General features: G+C 64.6%; 19 protein-coding genes and 1 tRNA gene. 7 read left to right on the top strand and 13 right to left on the bottom strand.

What is annotated here, in order from left to right; translation table 11 throughout:
• Window positions 1-131: 131 nt before the first annotated feature.
• From ATE70_RS25210 to ATE70_RS14470, 9 genes are read right to left on the bottom strand one after another with little or no spacing between them, the layout of a single operon-like run.
• Window positions 132-308, bottom strand: a complete 177-nt coding sequence (locus tag ATE70_RS25210) for a hypothetical protein (protein WP_197411460.1) — start codon at window positions 306-308, stop codon at window positions 132-134.
• Window positions 305-1069 carry an MBL fold metallo-hydrolase gene (locus ATE70_RS14505; protein ID WP_058538585.1) on the bottom strand — a complete coding sequence of 255 codons (765 nt, stop codon included), beginning with the start codon at window positions 1067-1069 and terminating at the stop codon, window positions 305-307. Before ATE70_RS14505 ends, ATE70_RS25210 begins: the two co-directional genes overlap by 4 nt.
• Window positions 1070-1082: 13 nt before the next feature.
• On the bottom strand, window positions 1083-1859 hold the full coding sequence (locus ATE70_RS14500; RefSeq protein WP_058538584.1) for a TatD family hydrolase: 777 nt from the start codon (window positions 1857-1859) through the stop codon (window positions 1083-1085).
• Window positions 1859-3448 carry a methionine--tRNA ligase gene (metG, locus tag ATE70_RS14495; RefSeq protein ID WP_058538583.1) on the bottom strand — a complete coding sequence of 530 codons (1590 nt, stop codon included), beginning with the start codon at window positions 3446-3448 and terminating at the stop codon, window positions 1859-1861. Before metG ends, ATE70_RS14500 begins: the two co-directional genes overlap by 1 nt.
• Window positions 3449-3486: 38 nt before the next feature.
• Window positions 3487-4476 (bottom strand): DNA polymerase III subunit delta', encoded by a 990-nt coding sequence (locus ATE70_RS14490; protein WP_058538582.1) that lies wholly within the window; start codon window positions 4474-4476, stop codon window positions 3487-3489.
• The gene (gene tmk, locus ATE70_RS14485; RefSeq protein ID WP_058538581.1) at window positions 4467-5084 is read right to left on the bottom strand and encodes a dTMP kinase; all 618 of its coding nucleotides are present in this window, start codon (window positions 5082-5084) and stop codon (window positions 4467-4469) included. Before tmk ends, ATE70_RS14490 begins: the two co-directional genes overlap by 10 nt.
• A complete protein-coding gene (locus tag ATE70_RS14480) occupies window positions 5081-6283 on the bottom strand; it encodes a D-alanyl-D-alanine carboxypeptidase family protein (protein ID WP_058538580.1) in 1203 nt (400 codons plus the stop codon). Before ATE70_RS14480 ends, tmk begins: the two co-directional genes overlap by 4 nt.
• A gap of 31 nt (window positions 6284-6314) precedes the next feature.
• On the bottom strand, window positions 6315-7307 hold the full coding sequence (locus tag ATE70_RS14475; protein WP_058538579.1) for a septal ring lytic transglycosylase RlpA family protein: 993 nt from the start codon (window positions 7305-7307) through the stop codon (window positions 6315-6317).
• Entirely contained in the window at window positions 7291-8286 is a 996-nt protein-coding gene (locus ATE70_RS14470) for a lytic murein transglycosylase (RefSeq protein ID WP_058538629.1), read from the bottom strand. Before ATE70_RS14470 ends, ATE70_RS14475 begins: the two co-directional genes overlap by 17 nt.
• Before the next feature lie 212 nt (window positions 8287-8498).
• Between ATE70_RS14470 and ATE70_RS14465 the strand changes: the two genes are divergently transcribed.
• Window positions 8499-8588: transfer RNA gene (locus ATE70_RS14465), tRNA-Ser, on the top strand.
• A gap of 1 nt (window position 8589) precedes the next feature.
• Here the strand turns inward: ATE70_RS14465 and ATE70_RS14460 are convergent.
• Together ATE70_RS14460 and ATE70_RS14455 are read right to left on the bottom strand one after the other, a co-directional pair.
• Window positions 8590-9672, bottom strand: a complete 1083-nt coding sequence (locus ATE70_RS14460) for a flavin reductase (RefSeq protein ID WP_058538578.1) — start codon at window positions 9670-9672, stop codon at window positions 8590-8592.
• Between the two features lie 111 nt (window positions 9673-9783).
• A complete protein-coding gene (locus tag ATE70_RS14455) occupies window positions 9784-10764 on the bottom strand; it encodes an NAD(P)H-dependent flavin oxidoreductase (protein WP_058538577.1) in 981 nt (326 codons plus the stop codon).
• Window positions 10765-10883: 119 nt separating this feature from the next.
• On the opposite strand from ATE70_RS14455, the gene ATE70_RS14450 reads away from it, so the two are divergent.
• The 6 genes from ATE70_RS14450 (at window position 10884) to ATE70_RS14425 (ending at window position 17721) form a co-directional block, all read left to right on the top strand.
• A complete protein-coding gene (locus ATE70_RS14450; RefSeq protein ID WP_058538576.1) occupies window positions 10884-12065 on the top strand; it encodes an acyl-CoA dehydrogenase family protein in 1182 nt (393 codons plus the stop codon).
• Between the two features lie 110 nt (window positions 12066-12175).
• Window positions 12176-13270, top strand: a complete 1095-nt coding sequence (locus tag ATE70_RS14445) for an acyl-CoA dehydrogenase family protein (RefSeq protein ID WP_058538575.1) — start codon at window positions 12176-12178, stop codon at window positions 13268-13270.
• On the top strand, window positions 13267-14472 hold the full coding sequence (locus tag ATE70_RS14440; RefSeq protein WP_058538574.1) for an acyl-CoA dehydrogenase family protein: 1206 nt from the start codon (window positions 13267-13269) through the stop codon (window positions 14470-14472). Before ATE70_RS14445 ends, ATE70_RS14440 begins: the two co-directional genes overlap by 4 nt.
• 12 nt (window positions 14473-14484) lie before the next feature.
• Window positions 14485-15267, top strand: coding sequence for an SDR family NAD(P)-dependent oxidoreductase (locus ATE70_RS14435; RefSeq protein WP_058538573.1), 783 nt, complete (start codon window positions 14485-14487; stop codon window positions 15265-15267).
• Window positions 15268-15323: 56 nt separating this feature from the next.
• Window positions 15324-16574, top strand: a complete 1251-nt coding sequence (locus ATE70_RS14430) for an acetyl-CoA C-acetyltransferase (RefSeq protein ID WP_058538572.1) — start codon at window positions 15324-15326, stop codon at window positions 16572-16574.
• Window positions 16575-16590: 16 nt separating this feature from the next.
• Window positions 16591-17721 (top strand): CaiB/BaiF CoA transferase family protein, encoded by a 1131-nt coding sequence (locus ATE70_RS14425; protein WP_058538571.1) that lies wholly within the window; start codon window positions 16591-16593, stop codon window positions 17719-17721.
• A 4-nt stretch (window positions 17722-17725) separates the two neighbouring features.
• Here ATE70_RS14425 and ATE70_RS14420 read toward each other — a convergent pair whose 3' ends face one another.
• Both ATE70_RS14420 and ATE70_RS14415 read right to left on the bottom strand, forming a co-directional pair.
• Window positions 17726-18427 (bottom strand): acyl-CoA dehydrogenase family protein, encoded by a 702-nt coding sequence (locus tag ATE70_RS14420; protein WP_058538570.1) that lies wholly within the window; start codon window positions 18425-18427, stop codon window positions 17726-17728.
• Window positions 18424-19563 (bottom strand): acyl-CoA dehydrogenase family protein, encoded by a 1140-nt coding sequence (locus ATE70_RS14415; RefSeq protein ID WP_058538569.1) that lies wholly within the window; start codon window positions 19561-19563, stop codon window positions 18424-18426. Before ATE70_RS14415 ends, ATE70_RS14420 begins: the two co-directional genes overlap by 4 nt.
• Between the last annotated feature and the right edge of the window lie 42 nt (window positions 19564-19605).

The following is a 19605-nucleotide window of genomic DNA, read 5'->3' as shown; positions in this document are numbered from 1 at the left end:
CGTCCAAATTATGAGCGAAACACAATGGACAGGCGTATCGCCATCAACACATTGAAAATACGATAAAAAGACATGCCTTGGTGTTGATATATGTTAAATTTTCTGAAATTCAGAAGAGGAAAGGCTTCTCGCTACGTCACCGTCTGCCATGTGCGGATGACGAGGAATACGAGCCCAAAGATCGCAACCCACGCCAGCGCCATCTTGAGCCAGTCGGCCATCGGCAAGCGCCGTGCCAGCAAAGAACTCAGGACCAATGCGAACGCGCCCGCGAACCACAGGATCTGAACCGTCGTGTCACCACTCATAGCTGCACCTCCAGCCCGTCATATCCCGGTTCGACACCCGGCGGCAATTCGGCCGCAAGGTCGTCATAATCCATCGTGTTGTCCATATGCGTGATGATTGCACGCGGATTGCCGACCTTGGCAAGACCTTCGAGCGTCATGGCCAGATGCGGATGCGTCGGATGCGGATAGCGGCGCAGCGCGTCGATGACGAACAGGTCGACGCTTTGGAAGAAGTCGACCATTTCGTCAGTAAACTTTGAAAAATCAGTTGCATAGGCGATCTTATGCGCACCATCGCTGAAGATCAGGCCGCTGGCCTTGATCGGCCCGTGCGGCATTTCGATCGCCGACACTTCAATGGGACCGATCGACTGATGATCTTGCAGGTCGATTGGATCGACCGACGCCGGATAGCCGGCATTGCCCGCGAAGGCATAGGTGAAGCGCCATTTGAGGATGTCGAGCACATGGTCGCGCGCATAAACAGGAACGGCCGACCGGCGCAGGTGCATGACCTGGCGCAGATCGTCGAGGCCGTGCGTATGGTCGGCATGTTCGTGGGTCCAGATGACGGCATCGATTTCGCCCACGCCGGCATCGAGCAATTGCAACCGCATATCGGGACTGGTGTCGACGAGGATACGAAAGCCGCCGAGCGACACCATGATCGACGCCCGGCTGCGCAGGTTGCGTGGATTGTCGGGATCGCACTGCCCCCAGTCGTTGCCGATCCGCGGAACACCCGAAGACGTCCCGCAGCCGAGGATTCTCAACCTCATGATGCGTGGAACGTCATGGCCGCGCCTTGTTGAAAAGCGCGTAAAAATTGGCGCTCGTCGCGGCGGCGAGCGCGTCTTCGTCGTCGCCGCGCAGCTTGGCGAGGAACGCGAGCGTATCGGCAACAAAGGCGGGCTCGCCGGTTTTGCCGCGATGCGGGACGGGGGCGAGGAAGGGGGAATCGGTTTCGATCAGCAGTCGGTCCTGCGGCAACCACTTGGCCGTGGCCTGGAGATCGGCGGCGTTCTTGAACGTGACGATGCCCGAAATCGAGATGAAGAGCCCAAGGTCGAGCGCCTTATGGGCAAAATCGTCGCTCGCGGTAAAGCAGTGGATCACGCCGGGAAAAGCCGCCCTGCCCATCTCTTCGCCGAGCAGCGCCAGCGTGTCGGCTTCGGCGTCGCGCGTGTGAACGATGATTGGCAGGCCGGTTTGCTGCGATGCGTGAATATGACGGCGAAAGCTGTCCTGCTGCCGCGCGCGGTCGCTCTTGTCGTAATAATAGTCGAGCCCCGTTTCGCCGATCCCGATCACGCGCGGATGCGCCGCGCGTTCGACCAGCTTCGCGGTATCGACGTTGGGATGATGGTCGGCGTCGTGCGGGTGGATGCCGACGCTCGCCCACACATCGTCATTGGCCTCGGCGGCGGCAAGCACGTCGTCCCATTCGCTTTCGCGCGTCGCGATGTTGAGCATCGCGGTCACACCCTTCGCGCGTGCGCGCTCCAGCACCTCATCCTGCTGCTCGGCGAGGCCCTTGTAGTTGAGGTGGCAGTGCGAATCGACGAGCATTACGCCTCCCCTTCCCCTTCCCCTTCACCCTCGGGCAGTTCGAGACGGGGGAAGATCGGCACGGGCTGTCCGACGGTGAAGCCGCTGGCGGCCAGTTTCACTAGCCAGTCCCGATCGTCCAATGCGGAGAAGTCGCGCGCGTCGGCGGCGATGCCCATCTGGTCGAGCAATTTGTCCGCCGCTGCCGGGACGACGGGCCGGATCGCGATCGCCAGCGTACGCACGGCTTGGAACAAGGTCATCAGCACCGCGCGCATGCGTTCGGGATCGGTCTTGCGCAGCGCCCAGGGCGCTTGCGTGTCGACATATTGATTGCAGGCGAAGACGGCGCGGATCCAGTCCTCGATCCCGATCGAGAAAGCGAGCTGCTCGAATTCGCGCGGCAGGCGGACCGCCGCCATGTGGGTGATGTCGGCGAGCAAGTCGATATCGTCCTGCGCCGGCGTATAATCCGCAGACAGTTTGCCATCCAGATTCTTGAAAATCATCGACAAGCTGCGCTGAGCGAGATTGCCGAAGCTGTTCGCAAGATCGGCGTTGGCGGTCCGCACTATCGCCTCTGCCGAATAGGTGCCGTCCTGCCCGAAGCTGACTTCGCGGAGCAGATAATAGCGCAGCGCGTCGACCCCGAACTGATCGGCGAGCGCCATCGGGTCGACAACGTTGCCGAGCGACTTCGACATCTTCTCGCCGCGGTTGAGCAGGAAGCCGTGGCCGAACACCTGCTTGGGCAGCGGCAGATTTGCGCTCATCAGGAAGGCCGGCCAGTAAACCGCATGAAAGCGCACGATATCCTTGCCGATCATATGGATATTCGCCGGCCAGAATTTGCCGAAATCGCTGTCGGGATCGGGATAGCCCAGTCCCGAAAGATAGGTGGTGAGGGCATCGACCCACACATACATGACATGTCCCGGTGAACCCGGCACCGGCACGCCCCAATCGAAGCTGGTGCGCGAGACGCTGAGGTCCTTGAGACCGCCTTCGACGAAGCGCAGCACCTCGTTGCGACGGCTTTCAGGGCGGATGAAATCGGGCTGGTCGTTATAGAGCGCGAGCAGCCTGTCCTGATATCGGGACAGGCGGAAGAACCAGCTTTCCTCGACGGTCCAATCGACCGGCGTGCCCTGCGGTGAGAGGCGGGCGCCCCCTTCCCCGTCGGTCAGTTCGCTTTCGTCGTAAAAAGCCTCGTCGCGGACCGAATACCAGCCCTCGTAGCGATCGAGATAAAGATCGCCATTGGCTTCCATGGCTTTCCAGATCGCCTGCGACGCTGAGTGATGCGCGGCGTCCGACGTGCGCATGAAATTGTCATAACTGATATTCAGCCTGGCATACATCTCACGGAAATATCCCGACATTTCGTCAGCGAGATCGATCGTCGCGCGGCCCTGATCGCGCGCCGTCTGGAACATCTTCAGCCCATGTTCGTCGGTGCCAGTGATCAACCGCACGTCGCGTCCCCGCGCGCGCTGGAAACGGGCCATAACGTCGGTCGCGATCGCCTCGTACGCGTGGCCGATATGCGGACGGCCATTGGGGTAGCTGATCGCCGTGGTGATATAGAAAGGTTCGGTGTTTTCGGACATGGCCGCGCCTTAGCCGTTGGCGCGCGTGAGGGAAAGCGTCAGCGTGCGGTTTGCCCGGTACGCGGCGCCAATTCGGCAAGGCAGTTGCCAATTTCGAAGCCGACCATCGCGCCATCGTACGACCCGCGGATCGCATCGCGAACGGTGCGCTGGACGCGATCCCACTGTGCGAGGATCGGCGCGATTTCCGCGACTGGCCGTTCGCGCGCGAGGCGCGCGAGCAGACCCGGAACAATGTCGATCACCAGTTCGAGCCGGGCGCGATTGCTGGTTCCGCCGACCTCGCGCGCAAGCGCCTCGCGCAGCCGGTTTTCCGGATCTCCGCTCGTCGCAATGGCGAGCAGCTTCTTTTCCATCACCGCGACATCGCTATCGATCAGCGCGAGCGCCTTGCCTGGTACACCGCCCGATGCGGCGACGATCGCGCGCACCTCCGTCATCTCCAGCATCGGCCGCAGTTCGTGCAGCCATGGTGTCATGACGTCACGCTCAACCGGCTGAAAACGAAGCATTCTGCATCGTGACCTGATCGTCGGGAGCAAGCGCCCCGGCGAATGGCTGACGAGCAGGAACAGCGTTTTTTCCGGCGGTTCCTCGAGTGTCTTGAGCAGCGCGTTGGCGCCATCGGTTTCGAGATCGTCGACCGCGTCGATAATGATCACGCGCCACTCGCCGAGCGACAGTGAGAGGTGCAGACGGCGGATCATCTGCCGGATCTGTTCGATCGTGATGTTGCGGGCGAGTTCTTTCGCTTTGTCCTTCGGCTGGCGCGCGAGGCGGAGGATCTCGGGATGGTTTCCGGCGTCGACCAGCCGGGCCGCGGCGTTGTCTCCGCGATCGTCGAGCGTCACCGATTGCCCGTCACCGCCGCGACCATGGGTCACGAGAAAGCGCGCGACGCGTTCGGCAAATAGGCCCTTTCCCATTCCCTGCGGTCCGGCGAGCAGCCATGCGTGATGGAGGCGACCGCCCTGCCACGCTTCGAGAAAAGCCTTTTCGGCGTCCTGATGACCGATCATCACAGCCATTCGGCGAGTTCGGCGAGGATCGCGGCGGTGACGTCCGATGCCGCCGCATCTGCATCGATGATCCGCCATCGCGCGGGTTCGGCTTTCGCCATCTCGACAAAGCGCGCCGCGAGCCGCGTCTGATAGTCGGCGGGCTTGTTACCCATGCGGTCGCTCCCGCCGCGTTCGGTCAACCGCCGTGCCGCCTCGTCGGCGCTGACGGCGAGCAGGAAGGTGCGGTCGGGCAGCAAGCCCATCGAACCGAATCCGTGCAGCGTCAGGAGGTCGGCGTCGGTGATTCCGCCACCGCCACCCTGATAGGCGCGGCTCGAATCGACGAAACGGTCGCAGAGCACCCACGCGCCGCTTTCAAGCGCGGGACGGATCGTCCGCGCGACATGGTCGGCGCGCGCAGCGGCGAATAGCAGGGCCTCGCTGCGCGCATCCCAGCGGTCGTCGCTTCCTTCCATCAGCAGTGCGCGGATCGCCTCCGCGCCCGCGCTGCCGCCGGGTTCGCGCGTCGCGACGGTTTCGATGCCGCGCGCCTCGAGCGCGGCCGTTAGCGCGCGAATCTGGGTGGATTTACCGACCCCTTCGCCGCCCTCGAGCGTGATGAACCGCCCAGTCACAGCCCGGTCAGCCGGTAAAACCCTGTTCGTGCGCGCGCCCACACGCCGCCCTCGGCGACATCTGTGGCGGCGATTAGCGGCGTCGTTTGCGGCGGCAGGCCGTCGGGCGTGACGACAAGGTCGGCGACCGGCGTCCCGCGAATGAGCGGCGCGGCAATGGGGGCTCGTGTGCGCATCACCGCGCGATAGCTGCCCTCATAGCCCTTGGGAACCGTCATCCGCACCGCGATCCCGGCCTCCGTGGCGACCGCGGGAATCGCTCCTTTTCCGACATCGATCCGGCCGAGGCTGGCGCCTGCGGGGACAAGTTCCCGCCCCTCCCATTCCTCGAAGCCCCATTTCATCAGCCGTTCGGCCTCGTCGCGCCGCGCTTTTTCGCTGCTCATGCCGGCGACCACCATGATCAGGCGGCGGCCGTTCCGCTTCGCCGAACCGAGGAAGCAATAGCCGGCTTCGGCGGTGTGGCCGGTTTTCAGGCCGTCGGCCCCCTCGAAACGCCCGAGAATGGGGTTGCGGTTGGGCTGGATGATCGGCTTGCCCTCGGGCGACTTGCCGTGCTGAAGCTTCGGCAGCGAGAAATATCGACTATAGCCATCCGGATGGTCGCGGATCAGCCGGTCGGCAAGCGTTATGAGATCAGCCGCGCTGACTTTGGTGATGCCGCCGTCAGGCCAGCCGCTCGGCGTTCCGAAGCGACTCGATGTCATCCCAATTTTGGCCGCTACGACGTTCATTCTTTTGGCGAATGCATCCTCGCTTCCGTCGATGCCGACCGCAAGGACTGCGGCGGCGTCATTGCCCGAGACGGTGATCAATCCCTTGAGCAATTCGTCGACCGAGACTTTTTCGTTCGGGCGCAGGAACATCGTCGACCCGCCGGTGCTGCCGTTCCACTTCTTCCATGTCGCCTCGCTGACGGTGAATTGCTTGTCGCGCGCAAGTTCGCCCTTTTTGATCAGGTCGAGCACGACATAGGCGGTCATCACCTTCGCCATCGACGCCGGCGCGAAGCGCTTGTCGGCACCGCGCGAAAAGAGGATCGCGCCCGAATCGAGATCCTTGAGCATCACGATCGGCGCCTGCGTGACATAAAGCGGGCGGCTGACCGGCGCGCCTTTGGGGCGGGTATCGCCTGCCGATGCTGCGGGAAAAGCCAGCGTCAGCGCGAGCGCGGTCAGGCCCGCCGCCGCGCCCCTCACGATAATGCCTGGCCTCCCCACGCGCAGGCCGTCAGCGGTCGCGCTGGACCACCGCGTCGCGGAAGCCTCTGGCTTTGACTTTGCCGAGGGCGCCTCGCGCTTCGGCGTCGCTTGCGAAGGGGCCGACGCGCACGCGCCACAGATTGCCTGCCTTGGTGACATGGCCGCCGACCGACTTGGCAGCCGCATTGGCACGGGTCTCGCTGCTGAACGCTCCGACCTGGATGGCGTATTTTCCCGCGACCGCGGCAGCGGGCTTGGCGGCCGTTGCCGCCGGCGCGGGCTTGGGTGCGGGTTTTGTCGTCCCCGGACCTTCGACGACGAAGCGGTCGTCACCGGGCTTGGCCTTGCCCGATGCTATCGGCGCGGCGGGCTGAGCGGCGACCGGTGTTGCCGCAGCGACCGCGGTCTTGGGCACCGGCAGCGCCTTAGCCTTGCTGCGCAGGATCGCCAGCAGCGATTCGGGCGTCGCAATGCGTTCGGGAACGGGCTTGCCGGAACGAAGCTGCGCGCGTTCGGCTGCGGGCGGGTTGGTGCGGCGGACGCGGACCGCGGCGACGCCGTCGGTGAGGCCCAATTGTTCGGCAGCACCGCGCGACAGGTCGATCAGCCGATCGCCGACCATCGGTCCGCGGTCGTTGACGCGCACGAGTATGGTCCGCCCGGTATCGAGCGCGGTAACCTCGACATAGCTCGGCAGCGGCAGCGTCTTGTGCGCTGCCGATATGCCCGCGGGGTCGAAAGTCTCGCCATTCGCGGTGGGTTGCCCGGCGAGTTCCTCGCCATACCAGCTAGCATAGCCGACATCGTCATAGTCGGGGATATCTGCGGGCGTATAGGTCACGCCGCCGACCGAATAGGGATCGCCGACCTTGACCGGCACATCGGCCACGCCCGCGACTGAAGATGCAGGCGTTGGGCTTGCCGTCGGCCCACCTTGGCGCTTGCCATCCACACTACCACAACCGGCGAGCATCAGCATCGCTCCGGCCATCAGGCCCCCGCCCCTAACGATCGATTTCATCCGCCAGCAACCCCACAGACAGTGCGTAAAAGTTGGAACAATTATAGTCCAATATCGCACGATAGTTACCGGTCAGCAAATAAGCGGTTCGACCGGGGCCATCGGGTTCGAGAAGCGTCGCCTGCACATTGCCATCGGGCCAGCGGCCCCCGAGCGGCGCGATGCCGTCGGCGCGCCATTCGGCCATCGAGCGCCAGCGGCTGTGGCGATCGAAAACGCGCGGGCAACGCGTGGGTGCGAGGCGGTTGGCGACCGCGCCGCGGTTGAAGCCCGCGGGAACGGTGACCGCAACGCCCCATGGCTGCCCGGCGCGCCACCCGGCGCGACGGAGGTATGAGCCGATCGATTCGATCGCATCGGCCTCGCTCGACCAGATGCGGGCGACGCCATCGCCGTCGCCATCTTCTGCAACCTGCAGATAGACCGACGGCAGGAATTGCGGATAGCCGAACGCCCCGGCCCAGCTGCCCTTGAGGGCGCTGCGCGGGACGCCGCGTTCGACCATCACCATCGTCGCGATCAGTTCGGGTTCGAACAGGCTGCGGCGACGCCCTTCATAGGCGAGCGTTGCGAGCGCTTCGGGCAGATCGAAATTGCCGGTGACCTGCCCATAGGCGGTTTCGTGGCCGTAAATGGCGATCATGATGCTGGTCGGAACGCCCGTGCGCGCCTCGATACGCGACAGGAGCGGGAGCAGCCGGTCGTGGACGCGGCGGCCGCCGCCGATGCGCGCCGCATCGACATGTTTCGCCCTATACGGTGCAAAGGCAGGGATCGGCGTGTTGGGGCTCGGAGGGCTGCCGAGGTTGTCGCGATCGAGCGCGACGACGCGCGGATTATAGGTCAGCCCCGCGGTCACCCGGTCGAAGGTCGTGCGCGACACGCCGCGCGCCTGCGCCTTCGGCCATAGCGACTGGACGTAGGTGTCGAAGCCGGACTCGCTGCCCTGTGCATGGAGCGGCGCCGACGCGGTGAGCATCCATGCCGACAGGAACGCCGTCGCAAATTTGAAAAGGCGTCCGATTCTGAAACGTATAGCGTGCATCATGTCCCCACCATAAGACGTGTCTCGCACAGATGCGAGCGGCTTGGCTAGGTCGTCGCGAGACAAGGCGATTCATTCGCGCGATGGGTCGTGCAGGCGAGGTTTTGCTTGCCGCAATGCGTTCGCACGCTATGGCGACGCCGTGCGGACAGGTGGCCGAGTGGTTTAAGGCAGCGGTCTTGAAAACCGCCGTGGGTGCAAGCTCACCGTGGGTTCGAATCCCACCCTGTCCGCCAATCAGGCGAAATGCAGCCTCCGATATTTTCCGCGAAAATAGAGTAAAGGATCGCGGTGCGGTTCAAACTGCGCGCGCACCACCCTGCCAACCAGGATGAAATGATCCCCCGCCTCGTGCAGCGATTCATGCTGGCACTCGAACGAGACGAGCGAACTGCCGAGCAGCGGCACGCCGGTCTGGCCCGGCGCCCACGGCTGGTTGGCGAAGCGGTCCTCGCCCCTTGCCGCAAAGCGGTTCGACGTCGGTTGCTGGCCGATCTGCAGCACGTTGACGCCGAAATGCGCGGCTTCGCGGAGGGCCGGTGCGGTTCCCGCCGTGTTGGCAATGCACACCAGCAGCAGCGGCGGATCGAGCGATACCGAGGTGAAGCTGTTCGCGGTCAGGCCGACCGGCGTTCCTGCGGCATCGACCGCGGTGACGATCGTGATGCCGGTGGCAAAGCAGCCCATCGCATCGCGCAGCGTGCGCGGGTCGGAACCTGCCTGAAATTCCATCGCCTCGCGCGGCTGACGCCGTTCGAGGAATTCGAGCAACTGGCCGAGCAAGGCTTCCTTCCGGTCGGACGCGAGCTCGAGGTCGCATTCGTTGATGTCGGCAATCTGGCCGATCGGCAGCGCGGCGTAGAAGGCGTCGCTGACCGCGCTGGATTGCGCGGGAGAAAAGCCCCCGCGCACGACGAGCGTGGGCAACGCCAAGTGGGCAGCAACGTCGTTCGCGATCGCGTCTTCGTCGACGGGCATATCGACGACGACCAATCCGGCCGCTAGAAGCGTACCGTCGAGTGCCAGCGCGCGCGTTGCGATCCAGCCTCCATGCCCTGCCGCGACAACAACGGGACGCGAACCCATTTGCGCCAGGACGGCGCGCAAATCCTCGATATGCGGCGCCAAGTCGTCATCGTCCCGAAGGTCTAGGTTCACGACGCGGCGGCCCGACAACACGAGCGCGTCGGCGACCTCACGCCACGCGGCGCGGCCTTGGCCGATTTCGGGAATCAGGAGAACGGCGGGGTCATTCTCGTCGCCGAGCATGTCGGCCGACAGGGGAACGCCGCCAAAACCCTTATATTCGATGAGGCTCAAAAATCCCCCTTGCCGTGCCGGCAGGCTGAAGCCGGCGGCGTCCGATATGATAGATTGCGAAGAATCGGATCATATCGAAAGCCGGCGCGGCGCGCCAGCGTGCCGGGCGAATTACGCGCGCATCGATGCCAGCCGCTGGTCGACGATCGCATCGGCCTCGGCGATGATCCGGTCGATGAGCTGCTGGCATGTCGGGATATCGTGGATCAGGCCCTGCACCATCCCGGCCCAGAACACGCCCTTGCTGAGGTCGCCGGTCTCGAGCAATTCGCGGCCTGCCTTGCCGTTCACCAGTTCGGCGACGTCGGCAAAAGTGGCGTCGGGCACCGCGAGGCGGCGCACCACTTCTTCGCTCACGTCGCTCTTGCCGACGCGCGCAGTGTTTTTGAGGCTGCGGAAGATCAGGAAGCTGCCGCGCTCATCATTGTCGACATAGGCCTGCTTTACATTGTCGTGGATCGGCGCCTCGACCGTCGCGCAGAAGCGCGTGCCCATGTTGATGCCCTCGGCACCGAGGGACAGCGCGGCGACGAGGCCGCGACCATCGCCGAAACCGCCCGAGGCGAGCATCGGGATCTTCACCTTGTCGGCGGCGGCGGGGATCAGGATCAGGCCGGGGATGTCGTCCTCGCCCGGATGGCCTGCACATTCGAAGCCGTCGATCGAGATGATGTCGCATCCCGCGCGCTCGGCCGACAGCGCGTGGCGCACTGCGGTGCATTTGTGGAGGATCGTGACGCCATGCGGCTTCAGCATTTCCCAGATCTCGCGCACCGCCTGCGTGCCCGCGGTCTCCACGATCTTGACCCCGCCATCGATGATCGCCTGCGCATAGGCCTTGTAATCGGGGGCGTTGATCGTCGGGAACACGGTCATGTTCACGCCGAACGGCTTGTCGGTCATCGACCGGCACTTTTCGATTTCCTCGCGCAGCGCTTCGGGGCTCGGCTGCGTCAGTGCCGTGATGATGCCGAGGCCGCCGGCGTTCGACACCGCGCTCGCCAGTCCGGCGTAGCCGACGCTCTGCATCCCGCCCTGGACGATGGGATGCTCGATGCCCAGCATTTCGGTGATGCGTGTCCTGAAAGCCATTCGATCTCTCCTGTGCGGTCCTGCCCTTACGGCATCTTCGCCCGGTCCATGAAATAACTTGACGCTTACGTCAACGTCGGGTTGACTAGGAAAATAGTTAGATAGCGAAGGGAATCGGAATGACGGCGGGCGAAGGCATATCGGATCGGGCGCTGGCCATCGCCGAAAGGGTCGAAGCGTTCGTTCGCGAAATCGTGGTCCCGTACGAAAGTGATCCGCGCCGCGACCATCATGGCGCACCAACCGACGAATTGGTGATGGAAATGCGCGACCATGCGCGTGCGGCGGGCGTGCTGACCCCGCATATCTTCGACGATGGCAGCCACCTCAACCAGCGCGAAACCGCAGTGGTGCTCATAAAGAGCGGCCTGTCGCCGCTCGGCCCGCTCGCTTGCAACACGATGGCGCCCGACGAGGGGAATATGTATCTGCTCGGCAAGGAAGGGAGCGCCGAACTCAAGGCGCGTTTCCTGAAGCCGATGGTCGAGGGGCGCGTCCGCTCGGCCTTCTTCATGACCGAGCCCGCCGAAGACGGCGGCGCGGGGTCCGACCCGTCGATGATGAAGACGACGTGCCACCTCGACGGCAATCATTGGGTGGTGAACGGCCGCAAGACCTTCATCACCGGCGCGCAGGGCGCGCGCGTCGGGATCGTGATGGCGAAATCCGAACAGGGCGCGTGCATGTTCCTCGTCGACCTGCCCGACCCCGCGATCCGCATCGACGATGTGCCGAATACGATCGACAGCTCGATGCCCGGCGGCCATGCGACACTGACGATCGACAATCTGCGCGTGCCCGCCGACCAGATGCTGGGCGAGGCCGGCGAAGGCTTTCGTTACGCGCAGGTTCGCCTGTCCCCCGCCCGCCTGTCGCACTGCATGCGCTGGCTCGGCGCGTGCATCCGCGCGCATGAGATTGCGACTGACTATGCCAACCGTCGCGAGGCGTTCGGCAAGCCGCTGATCGACCATGAAGGCGTCGGTTTCATGCTTGCCGAGAATATGATCGACCTGAAACAGGCCGAATTGATGATCGACTGGTGCGCGGGTGTGCTCGACACCGGATCGCTCGGAACCGTCGAAAGCTCGATGGCGAAGGTTGCCGTGTCGGAGGCGCTGATGCGCATCGCCGACCGCTGCGTCCAGGTGATGGGCGGCACCGGTGTCACCGACAAGACGATCGTTGAGCAGGTATTCCGCGAAGTCCGGGCGTTCCGCATCTATGACGGCCCGACCGAGGTCCACAAATGGAGCCTCGCGAAGAAAATCCGCCGCGACTGGAAGGCCGCGCTCGCCTGACACGGCCGTCAGTTGCGGGGCTGAAAGCGTAGCGTCAAAGTGCTTGACGTTTACGTCAACGTCCGGTTCACTGGCCGCAACGAGATAATGGGAGAAGGACGGGTGCGCGCATGACCATCCTCTACGACGAAGGGCAGCAAGCGATCGCGACCGAGTCGCGGCGCGTTCTGGAAGCACGGGTCAGCAAGGATGCGCTCCTGCCGCTGCTCGAAACCGTCGGCGAATATCATCGCCCCTTCTGGGACACCGCGAAGGAACAGGGCTGGACCGCGCTCGCGCTTCCTGAAGCCGATGGTGGGCTGGGCCTTGGCCTGATCGAGCTGGGATTGATCGCGCATCAGGCGGGGCGCGGCATCAGCGGCGCGCCGTTCCTGACATCAAGTTTCGGCGCGGCGAAAGCGATCGAGCTTTTCGGTTCCGACGCGCAAAAGGCGCGCTGGCTTCCGGGGCTCGCGAGCGGCGAAACGATCGGTGCGATCGCTTTTGCGGCGGGTCCGGATGCCCTTCCCCGCCAGCCCGATGTGACCTTTGCCGGCGACCGGCTAGAAGGCACGGCGCGCAGCGTTTCGGCCGGATTGGCGGCCGACGTCGCGGTCGTCCTTGCGAATGGCTCGGATATACCGGTGCTCGCGCTCGTCGATCTGGCCGGCGTTCAGCGCTCGGCTGTCGCAAGCTTCGATAATAGTCGTTTGATTGCGGACCTCAGCTTTTCGGGAGCGCCGGCCGAAAAGCTCGCCGCCGGCGGCGCCGCGCGCAATGGGGCGCTCCATATCCTGGCGTTGCAAGCCGTGGTGACCGCGCACGAACAGACCGGTGGCGCTGAAGCGCTGATGGAAATTGCGCGCGACTACGCACTGACGCGCAAGGCGTTCGGCCAGCCGATCGGCGCCTTCCAGTCGGTGAAGCATCGGATCGCCGAGCTCTACGGGCTCGTTGAACTGGCGCGCGCAAACTGCATCCACGCCGCGGCGCGGGAAGGCGCCGCTGATTTCATCAAAGCGGCGGCGGCGGCGCGCCTGTCGGCGACCGATGCCTATGACACGGCGGCGCGCGATTGCATCCAGATCCATGGCGGAATCGGCGTCACCTGGGAAATCGGGCTGCACCTTCATATGCGCCGCGCGCGCAGCCTCGCGATCGAACAGGGCAGCAGCCTGTTCTGGGAGGATATACTCGTCGACCGGCTGGCAGGAGAAGCGGCATGAGCGATCTTGAAGCCTATCGCGCCAAGGCGGCTGCGTGGCTCGCTTCGATGGCGCCGGTCTTTGGCCGCGACGCGCGCAAGGGGCTGTCCGAAGCCGATGATCTGGCGCTCGGCCGCCGCTATCAGAAGGCGAAGTTCGACGCGGGTTATGCCGGGATTAACTGGCCGGTCGAATATGGCGGCCAGGGCCTCGGTCATCTCGAAAAAGTCACCTTCGACGCCGAGGAAATGAAGCACGGCTTCCCGAGCTTCTATTTCGGTATCTCGCTCGGCATGCCGGTGCCGGTGCTGATGCAGTTCGGCAGCGACAGGGACTTCGTCAAGGAGCGCGTGCTCAAGGCGCTGAAGGGCGAGGAAATCTGGTGTCAGCTCTTTTCCGAGCCCTCGGGCGGATCGGATCTTGCGGGGCTGCGCACCAAGGCCGAACCCGACGGCAACGGGTGGAAGATCAACGGGCAGAAGGTGTGGACGAGCTGGGCGCATTATAGCGACTATGGGGTCATCGTCGTTCGCACCGACCCGACTGTTCCGAAGCACAAGGGCCTCACTTACTTCTGGGTCGACATGAAGGCGCCCGGCGTGACCGTGCGCCCGATCAAGCTCGCGGGCGGCGACAGCCACGTCAACGAGGTGTTCTTCGACGATGTGAAGATCACCGACGATCACCGCATGTCACCAGTCGGCGGCGGCTTTGCGGTCGCCATCGCGACGCTGATGATCGAACGCTATGTCGCGACCGACAGCGCGGGCTTTGGTCCGCACCTTGACCTGTTCGTCGATCTGGCGAAATCGGTGCAACTCAATGGTCGCCCAGCGATCGAGGATGGCCGCATCCGGCAGCAGATCGCGCGCAACTATGCGATGCGATCGGGGCTCGATTCGATCAACGTCCGCGCGCGCTTGATGATGCAGGCGGGAATGATGCCGGGGCCCGAAGGCTCGCTCAACAAGCTGGTCGCGGTGCGCTCGCGCCAGAAGCTGTCCGAGCTTGCGCTCGACCTGCAGGGCAGCGACGGCTTCCTTTTCGACGAACATGCGTCGCAGAAGGAGGATTGGGCGTCGAGCTGGATCAACGCCCCCACCGGACGCATCGCGGGGGGATCGGACGAGACCTTGCTCAATACGATTGCGGAGAAGGTCCTCGGCCTGCCGCAAGACCATCGCCCCGACAAGGGCATCCCGTTCAACCAGATCCCGGCCTGAGGAGGCACGCCCATGAAAATCGATTCCACCTTAGCAGCGGTCGTCACGGGCGGCGCATCGGGTCTCGGCCGCGCCACCGCCGAAGCGCTTGCCGCTTCGGGCGTGAAAGTTACTATTTTCGACATCAACGACGCGCTTGGCGAAGAGGTCGCGGCGTCGATCGGCGGGCTCTTCGTGCATGTCGATATCACCGACGAGCAATCGGTCCTCGATGGCTATGCCAAGGCGCGCGCCGCGCATGGCCAGGAGCGCGTTTGTGTCCATTGCGCGATGACCTCGCGTCGCGGCAAGACGCTCGCCTATGACAAGGAAACGGGCACGTTCCGTCGCACCCCGACCGAGGATTATGCCTATGGCGTCGCGGGCATATTGACCGCGAGCTATCGCATCGGGTCGATCGCCGCCGAGGGCATGGCGAACCTTCCCGAGATGGACGACGGCGAGCGTGGCGCGATCATCTTCACCGCGTCGGTCGCCGCGCAGGACGCGCAGATCGGGCAGGTCATCTATGGTTCGGCCAAGGCCGGCGTGAACGGCCTCGTCCTGCCGATGGCGCGCGACCTGATGGACCTCGGCATCCGCGTCAATTCGATCATGCCCGGTGTGTTCGGCACTCCACTGCTCGGCAATATGAACCCGAAGGTCAAGGAGAGCCTCGAAGCCTCGGTCCCCTTCCCCAAGCGCCTCGGCAAGGCCGAGGAATATGCGAGCCTCGCAATGGAGATGGTTCGCAACACCTATTTCAACGGCCAGGCGGTGCGTCTCGACGGCGCGATCAGAATGGCCCCTCGTTAAAACTCGGGGTGGTCGCATGGCCCCCCGCTAACTCCCCGACCGAAAGGAATATTCTCATGGCCGAAGCCTATATCATCGACGCCGTCCGCACCCCGCGCGGGATCGGCAAGCCCGGCAAAGGCGCGCTGTCGCACCTCCACCCGCAGCATCTCGCCGCAACGGTGCTCGCTGCGATCCGTGACCGCAACAATCTCGACACCGCGACCGTCGACGACATCGTCTGGTCGACATCGAGCCAGAACGGGAAACAGGGCGGCGACCTTGGCCGTATGGCGGCGCTGTCGGCGGGCTATGACACGAAGGCATCGGGCACGACGCTCGACCGCTTCTGCGGCGGCGGGATCAGCTCGGTGAACTTCGCAGCGGCCAGCGTGATGAGCGGCATGGAAGATTGCGTCATCGCCGGCGGCACTGAGATGATGAGCTATACGACCGCCTATGCTGCCGAACAGGCGAACGCCGGCCTGCCGCCGCGCCTGATGGGATCGGGTCACGAAGCGCTCGACGAATTGCATCCGCAGTCGCACCAGGGCGTCTGCGGCGATGCCATCGCGACGATCGAAGGGATCAGCCGCGAGGCGCTCGACGCGCTCGCGCTCGTCAGCCAGCAGCGCGCCGACCGCGCGATCAAGGAAGGCCGTTTCAACAAGTCAGTCGTGCCGGTGCTCAATACCGACGGCAGCGTCGCACTCGACCATGAGGAATTCCCGCGGCCCGAAACGACTGCCGAAGGCCTTGCATCGTTGAAGCCTGCCTTCACCGGCCTCGCTGATTTCGATCTCGGCGGCGGCTTCACCTTCCGCAAGCAGGTCAATCGCCGCTATCCCGACGTCGAAATCCAGCATTTCCATCACGCCGGCAACTCTTCGGGTGTCGTCGACGGTGCCGCTGCGCTGCTCCTCACCTCGAAGGATTATGCCGACAAGCATGGGTTGAAGCCGCGCGCGCGCGTCGTCGCCTATGCCAATATCGGCGACGATCCGACGCTGATGCTCAACGCGCCCGTTCCCGCCGCAAAGAAGGTGCTCGAAAAGGCCGGGCTGACCAAGGACGACATCGACGTCTGGGAAATCAACGAAGCGTTCTCGGTTGTCGCCGAGAAGTTCATCCGCGACCTCGCTCTCGACCGCGAGAAGGTGAACATCAACGGCGGCGCGATGGCGCTCGGCCATCCGATCGGCGCGACCGGCTCGATCCTGATCGGCACCGCGCTCGACGAGCTCGAACGCTCGGGCGGCCGCTATGGCCTCGTCACCATGTGCGCCGCGGGCGGCATGGCACCCGCGATCATCATCGAACGTATCTGAGGAACAGGAGAGCATCATGTCCGGGCCGCTGAAGGGTATCAGGATCATCGAATTCGCCGGCATCGGTCCCGGCCCCTTCTGCGGCATGATGCTCGCCGACCATGGCGCCGAGGTGATCCGCATCGATCGCCCCGGCGGCTTCATGGACCCGCGCGACCCGCTGAGCCGCAATCGCACGTCGATCGCGCTCGACATGAAAAATCCCGCGGCGGTGCAGATCGCGCGTGAACTGTGCGAGAGCGCCGACGGGATCATCGAGGGGTATCGGCCGGGGGTGATGGAGCGGCTTGGGCTCGGCCCCGATGTGCTGCTCGCGGACAATCCAAAGCTCGTTTACGGGCGCATGACCGGCTGGGGCCAGTTCGGCCCCTATGCGCAGGCGGCGGGGCATGACATCAATTACATCTCGCTGTCGGGTGTGCTTCACGGCATTGGGCGCGCGGGCGAAAAGCCCGTCCCGCCGGTCAATTATGTCGGCGATTTCGGCGGCGGCGGGATGATGCTCGCGTTCGGCATGTCGAGCGCGCTCGTTCACGCCGCCAAGACCGGCGAGGGCCAGGTGATCGACTGCGCGATGACCGACGGCTCGGCGTTGCTCGCGGGTATGACGTGGGGCTTCCACGCCGCGGGTCGGCTCAAGGACGAAGCTGGGGTCAACATGCTCGACGGCGCGGCGCATTTCTATGACAGCTATGTCTGTTCCGATGGCAAGTATATCTCGATCGGGTCGATCGAGCCGCAATTCTATGCGCTGCTGCGTGAGAAGACCGGGCTGACCGACGATGCCGATTTCGACGCTCAACTCGACCCGTCGAAATGGGGTCCACTCAAGGAAAAGCTGACCGCCCTGTTCAAGACCAAAACGCGCGACGAATGGTGCGCAATTATGGAAATGACCGATGTCTGCTTCGCGCCGATCCTGTCGCTGAGCGAAGCGCCGCAGCATCCGCACAATGTCGAGCGCGAAACCTTCTTGACCGTCGGCGGCGCGGTTCAGCCCGCCCCTGCTCCGCGCTATTCGGCAACGGTCAACGACACGCCGCGGCCGGCACCGGCAGTCGGCGCTGATGGCGACGCCGTGCTGGCGGGTCTGGGTTATGATGCAGACAGGATTGCCGCGCTCCGCGAAGGTGGCGCGCTGCGCTGATTGTTCAAGCGCCGCGCGCGGTCATCGCTTCCCAGAGGCCGCGCCCGCCAAGGGTGGCAACCTGACGGCCCAGCCGCGCCGCCCAATAGGCGTCGTTTCCGTGCGCCCCGCGCCAGCGCATCAGCGGCACCGTCACGCGGTGCAGGTCATATTCCTCGGTAAAGCCGATCGCACCGTGCACCTGATGCGCAATCGCGGTGACCACGCCGACGGCGCGATTGGCACGGAGCTTCGCTGCCGCGATTTCGAAATCGGCGGCTGACGGATCGAGGCTCATCGCATCGAGGCGTGTCGCCAGCGCCGCAGCGGCGGCTTCGACCGCGCGCACTTCGCACGCCATCACCGCGAGCGATTGCTGGACCGCTTGGAACTTGCCGAGCGGCCGGCCGAATTGCTGGCGGGTGTTCACATGCTCGATCGAGAGGACAAGCGCCTGCCCCATCGCACCGGCCATCAGGCTCACCGTCGCCGCGGGCTGATACGCTTCGCCGGCGATCAGTTCGGCAACCGGGAGATCGGGCACGACCACACCGGCGATTTGCAGCACCGCATTCGCATCGCCCCAGTCGCCGCCGAAACCGCCATCCTCTTCGGGAACAAGCAGCAGGCCAAAGCCCGCTTCCTCGACCGGAGCGATCCCCGCCGTCGCGGCCTCCGCGAAGACCGCGCGCGCGGTATCGCACAGCATGTCGTGCGCCGCGCTCATCGCAGGCCCAATCCGCGTGCGATGATCCCGCGGATCACCTCGCGCGTTCCGCCGCGCAGCGAGAAGCTGGGCGATGCGATGAGCAGCGCGCGGAGCAGTTTCGCAAGATCATCTTCATCGTCCCAACCGCCTGTCACGATCGCCTGCACGCGGCGCGGCATGTCCTGTTCAAAGGCATTGCCCAGTTCCTTGACCACCGACGCTTCGACCATCGGGTCTTCGCCCGCCGCGAGTTTCGCCGCGGTCGACATCGACAGCTGGCGCAGCGTCCACATCTCGGCGGTGAGTTCGCCGATCAACGCGGCAATCGCTGGATCAGGTTCGGCGCCCGCCGCATCGATCAGCGCGACGAGCAGTGCGTGGCTCGACAGATAGCGTTCGGGCCCCGAACGCTCGAGGCCGAGTTCGGCGGTGACCTGCTTCCACCCCTGCCCCCGCTCGCCGACCAGCGCGCCGTGCGGGACGAGCACGTCGTCGAAAAAGACTTCGTTGAAGTCGTGGTGACCCGCCATGTCGATGATCGGGCGGATCGTGATGCCGGGGGTGTCGAGGTCGATCAGCAGCTGGCTGAGCCCGGCGTTGCGCTCGCTCCCTTCTTCGGTGCGGACGAGCGCGAGCATGATGTGCGAGAAATGCGCGCCGGTGGTCCAGATTTTCTGGCCGTTGATGCGCCAGCCCTCGGCAGTTTCGCGCGCAGTCGTTCGTACGGCGGCCAAGTCGGAACCGGCGCCGGGTTCGGACAGGCCGATGCACGCATAAAGCTCGCCCGCCGCAATTCCCGGCAGGTAGCGCTGCCGCTGTTCCTCGCTGCCATAGCGCAAGATCAGCGGCCCGGTCTGGCGATCAGCGATCCAGTGCGCTCCGACCGGGGCGCCCGCCGCCAGCAATTCCTCGATCACGACATAGCGCTCGAGCGGATGCTGGTCACCGCCGCCGTACTGCGCCGGCAAGGTCATGCCGATGTACCCCGCCGCGCCCAACGCGCGGCTGAAATCGGGATCGAAACTTGCCCAGCAATTCGCCCGCGCAACGACATCGCCTTGCGGCTGGTTCACCGCAAGCCATGCCCGCAAATCGGCGCGCAGTGCGGCAATGTCGCCGGGTGGATCGAACGGATAGAGCGCAAAGCCTTGCATGTCGCACCAGCCATGCAATAGCTTTGGTTAGTCAGCAAAGGA

Origin of the sequence: Sphingopyxis sp. H053, from assembly GCF_001468225.1 — a bacterium.
Lineage (GTDB): Bacteria > Pseudomonadota > Alphaproteobacteria > Sphingomonadales > Sphingomonadaceae > Sphingopyxis.
The sequence above is the reverse complement of the archived record's forward strand: the minus strand, read 5'-3'. Positions and strand labels throughout refer to the sequence as shown.

Excerpts from the sequence above, each read along its gene's own strand:
- ATE70_RS25210 (WP_197411460.1), bottom strand. The coding sequence starts at position 308 with ATGAGTGGTGACACGACGGTTCAGATCCTGTGGTTCGCGGGCGCGTTC.
- ATE70_RS14505 (WP_058538585.1), bottom strand. The coding sequence starts at position 1,069 with ATGAGGTTGAGAATCCTCGGCTGCGGGACGTCTTCGGGTGTTCCGCGG.
- ATE70_RS14500 (WP_058538584.1), bottom strand. The coding sequence starts at position 1,859 with ATGCTCGTCGATTCGCACTGCCACCTCAACTACAAGGGCCTCGCCGAG.
- metG (WP_058538583.1), bottom strand. The coding sequence starts at position 3,448 with ATGTCCGAAAACACCGAACCTTTCTATATCACCACGGCGATCAGCTAC.
- ATE70_RS14490 (WP_058538582.1), bottom strand. The coding sequence starts at position 4,476 with ATGGCTGTGATGATCGGTCATCAGGACGCCGAAAAGGCTTTTCTCGAA.
- ATE70_RS14475 (WP_058538579.1), bottom strand. The coding sequence starts at position 7,307 with ATGAAATCGATCGTTAGGGGCGGGGGCCTGATGGCCGGAGCGATGCTG.
- ATE70_RS14470 (WP_058538629.1), bottom strand. The coding sequence starts at position 8,286 with ATGCTCACCGCGTCGGCGCCGCTCCATGCACAGGGCAGCGAGTCCGGC.
- ATE70_RS14455 (WP_058538577.1), bottom strand. The coding sequence starts at position 10,764 with ATGGCTTTCAGGACACGCATCACCGAAATGCTGGGCATCGAGCATCCC.
- ATE70_RS14450 (WP_058538576.1), top strand. The coding sequence starts at position 10,884 with ATGACGGCGGGCGAAGGCATATCGGATCGGGCGCTGGCCATCGCCGAA.
- ATE70_RS14445 (WP_058538575.1), top strand. The coding sequence starts at position 12,176 with ATGACCATCCTCTACGACGAAGGGCAGCAAGCGATCGCGACCGAGTCG.
- ATE70_RS14440 (WP_058538574.1), top strand. The coding sequence starts at position 13,267 with ATGAGCGATCTTGAAGCCTATCGCGCCAAGGCGGCTGCGTGGCTCGCT.
- ATE70_RS14435 (WP_058538573.1), top strand. The coding sequence starts at position 14,485 with ATGAAAATCGATTCCACCTTAGCAGCGGTCGTCACGGGCGGCGCATCG.
- ATE70_RS14430 (WP_058538572.1), top strand. The coding sequence starts at position 15,324 with ATGGCCGAAGCCTATATCATCGACGCCGTCCGCACCCCGCGCGGGATC.
- ATE70_RS14425 (WP_058538571.1), top strand. The coding sequence starts at position 16,591 with ATGTCCGGGCCGCTGAAGGGTATCAGGATCATCGAATTCGCCGGCATC.
- ATE70_RS14420 (WP_058538570.1), bottom strand. The coding sequence starts at position 18,427 with ATGAGCGCGGCGCACGACATGCTGTGCGATACCGCGCGCGCGGTCTTC.
- ATE70_RS14415 (WP_058538569.1), bottom strand. The coding sequence starts at position 19,563 with ATGCAAGGCTTTGCGCTCTATCCGTTCGATCCACCCGGCGACATTGCC.